The sequence below is a fragment of the Bacteroides caecigallinarum genome (assembly GCF_016902295.1).
Taxonomy (GTDB): domain Bacteria; phylum Bacteroidota; class Bacteroidia; order Bacteroidales; family Bacteroidaceae; genus Phocaeicola; species Phocaeicola caecigallinarum_A.
On the sequence record NZ_JACJLQ010000088.1, the window covers coordinates 1 to 2,602 of the forward strand.

Below are 2,602 nucleotides of genomic sequence, written 5' to 3' on the forward strand. Positions count from 1 at the left end.
TTATAATTCAACTTATTATAAACAAAACACACAGAAATAAGTACTTGTAATTATGTATGGGGAACGGGGGACATTTTTGGTGCAATAAAAGACAACGATACATGTTTTTATGCAATGGAACCTTTGTATAGAGTATGCTGTAACGGCTTTTGTTGTTGTTGGAAAAACGTGCCGACAATTCTGCTAATTATAAAATAATACTGTTTATGAACTATATGTATAGCATAATAAGCTTAGGAGCGATACATATCAATAATCATATTTGCTTATTAACTTCAAAATTCCTACTTTTGTAACTGATAATATCTTATCTGTATTGATATAAAATCGTGAGAAATGAACAATATATTATCAGCACTTGAAAGTTATATGCTTGACAATGCGGACGATGTGGCCAAAGCTATGGCCGATGATTTCCGCAAACGCAGGATAGAGAAGAATCTCACCCGCGAGCAAGTGGCTGAACTTTCCGGAGTCGCCGTAAGCAACATAGTCCGCTTTGAGCAGAAAGGACTGATCTCCCTGAAGAATCTCATATCTCTGGCCATGGTATTGGATTATACCTCGGAGATTAAAAATATTTTCAGCCAGCCTAAATATTCCACAATGGAAGAATTGACACAGATTCGTAAGAACATGGGCAAAAGCCGGGCTTATAGAAAATCTTCTGCCAGGACAGAAGGTCAATAGAACTTGTTTCATGGTATTCTTATAAACTCTTGTAAAATAGAAGATGTATGATAGACAGGCTCACAGTAAAATATCACGACGAAGAAGTCGGTGTGTTATCACTGACTCCTGACAACAGGCTTTGTGCGTTTGAATACAATAAAAGCTGGTTGTCGGACGGCTTCAGTCTTTCCCCGCTTGAACTGCCTCTCAAGTCCGGTCTGTTCATAGCCAAGCCTACACCTTTCTATGGCAATTTCGGTATCTTTGAAGACAGTCTGCCCGACGGTTATGGCAGATACCTGCTGCACCGTGCGCTGATGCGTGAGGGAATCGACGATAGGAATCTGACCTCTATCGACCGTCTCAGTATAGTGGGAAACGATGGAATGGGTGCGCTCTGTTATGAGCCTGAGACAAAACTCAGCAAGGAAGAAGAACTTTCCGATTTTGAACTCCTGCAGGAAAAGGCTTTGGAAGTATTGCGCGAACAGCAGGATACTGATGCCGGACTTCTGCTTTATAATAGCGGCAATAGCGGAGGCTGCCGTCCTAAAGCCGTTTTTTCGGATCATGAAGGACACTGGCTGGTTAAGTTCCGCCATACTTACGACCCCAAAGACATGGGATTACAGGAGTTTCATTACAATGAAACAGCCAGACGCTGCGGCATCGATGTTCCTGATTTCAAGCTTACAGCAGGAAAATATTTCACTACACGGCGCTTCGACCTGACCAATGGCGGTGAACGTATCCACACAGCCACTGCCGGAGGCTTGCTTTGTGTGTCATTGTCGCAGCCTGTGCTCGATTATCTTAATCTGCTGTCTCTTACCGGCTATCTGACGCAAAACCCCAAGGATGTGGAAGAAATGTATCGCCGTATGGTGTTCAACTATCTTACCGATAATAAGGATGACCATTGCAAGAACTTCAGCTTCCTGGTACGGAAAAATGACGTCGGCAAGTGGTGTTGGCATCTGGCACCTGCCTACGACCTGACACTGTGTACCGAGGGCTATAACGGTCAGCATGCTACTTCAGTCAACAATACCGCTTTCCCCACTCTGAAAGACTTTATAGCGGTTGGTGTAAAGACGAAGATGAGCGAAAAGCGTTGCCGGGAGATTTTCGATGAGGTGTATATGAGTTGTGGAGACTTGCTATTGAATAATGTTACGTGCAGATAATGGATTGTCATATTGTCGTATCAGTTGCGTGCGCATTTCCTCAAGAGAAATCAAAAAAGGAGGTGTGATATTACACACACTCCTTTCTATAAAATATCTATACTAATTATTCAACGCTAGGTTTAACCTTAACATTAATTTTAGCTTCCTTAGTATAACCCCACTTATCGGTTACTGTAATCTTAACAGGAACAGCATCTTCATAAGCAACATTCATTGGGTTAATTATAACATAACCCTCGTTCTTACTATCTGAAGATTTAATATCACCGATAGTGAATACATTTTCATTTTCTGATTTGAAGCTTAATCCATCATCCTTAACATATGATGTGCGTAAGACTTACCTACTCTGTAAGGAACGTATACAGTACGTGGAGTTCCGTCCAAACATACATAATGAACTTCTACAACAAAATTAGCAACAGTTACATTGTCTGGTCTCTTGGTAACAGTAAAGCTTGTGCCATTAATGTCTTTAATTCCCCAGCGGCTAACTGTTGCATCATCAATATGAAGATGAGCATCATATACAAACTCTGGACTCCAGAAACCAATAGTTTGAGTGCCTAAGCCAATTTCATTACAATCTGCCTTACAAGACGTAAAAGTTCCTGCTGAAGTCACCAAAAGAGCTCCAAACAGAAGTGCACTTAAATACTTTTTTCTCATGATAAAAAAATTTTAATTTATAAATTAAAAGAATTAAATGGTTATAATTCAACTTATTATAAACAAAACAC

The 2,602-nt window shown here is 40.5% G+C and carries 3 protein-coding genes; 2 read left to right on the plus strand and 1 reads right to left on the minus strand.

Annotated features, from left to right (window positions below):
* Positions 1-336 precede the first annotated feature (336 nt).
* Together H6A27_RS14170 and H6A27_RS14175 are read left to right on the plus strand one after the other, a co-directional pair.
* The gene (locus H6A27_RS14170) at positions 337-690 is read left to right on the plus strand and encodes a helix-turn-helix domain-containing protein (protein WP_204509152.1); all 354 of its coding nucleotides are present in this window, start codon (positions 337-339) and stop codon (positions 688-690) included.
* A 47-nt stretch (positions 691-737) separates the two neighbouring features.
* Positions 738-1,859: a type II toxin-antitoxin system HipA family toxin gene (locus tag H6A27_RS14175; RefSeq protein ID WP_204509153.1), complete on the plus strand. Its 1,122-nt coding sequence runs from the start codon at positions 738-740 to the stop codon at positions 1,857-1,859.
* Positions 1,860-2,165: 306 nt separating this feature from the next.
* Here the strand turns inward: H6A27_RS14175 and H6A27_RS14180 are convergent, their stop codons facing one another.
* Positions 2,166-2,531 (minus strand): hypothetical protein, encoded by a 366-nt coding sequence (locus tag H6A27_RS14180; protein ID WP_204509154.1) that lies wholly within the window; start codon positions 2,529-2,531, stop codon positions 2,166-2,168.
* Positions 2,532-2,602: the final 71 nt, after the last annotated feature.

What these genes read in the sequence shown, in the direction of transcription:
- H6A27_RS14170 (WP_204509152.1), top strand. Translation starts at nt 337, where the DNA reads ATGAACAATATATTATCAGCACTTGAAAGTTATATGCTTGACAATGCG.
- H6A27_RS14180 (WP_204509154.1), bottom strand. Translation starts at nt 2,531, where the DNA reads ATGAGAAAAAAGTATTTAAGTGCACTTCTGTTTGGAGCTCTTTTGGTG.
- H6A27_RS14175 (WP_204509153.1), top strand. Translation starts at nt 738, where the DNA reads ATGATAGACAGGCTCACAGTAAAATATCACGACGAAGAAGTCGGTGTG.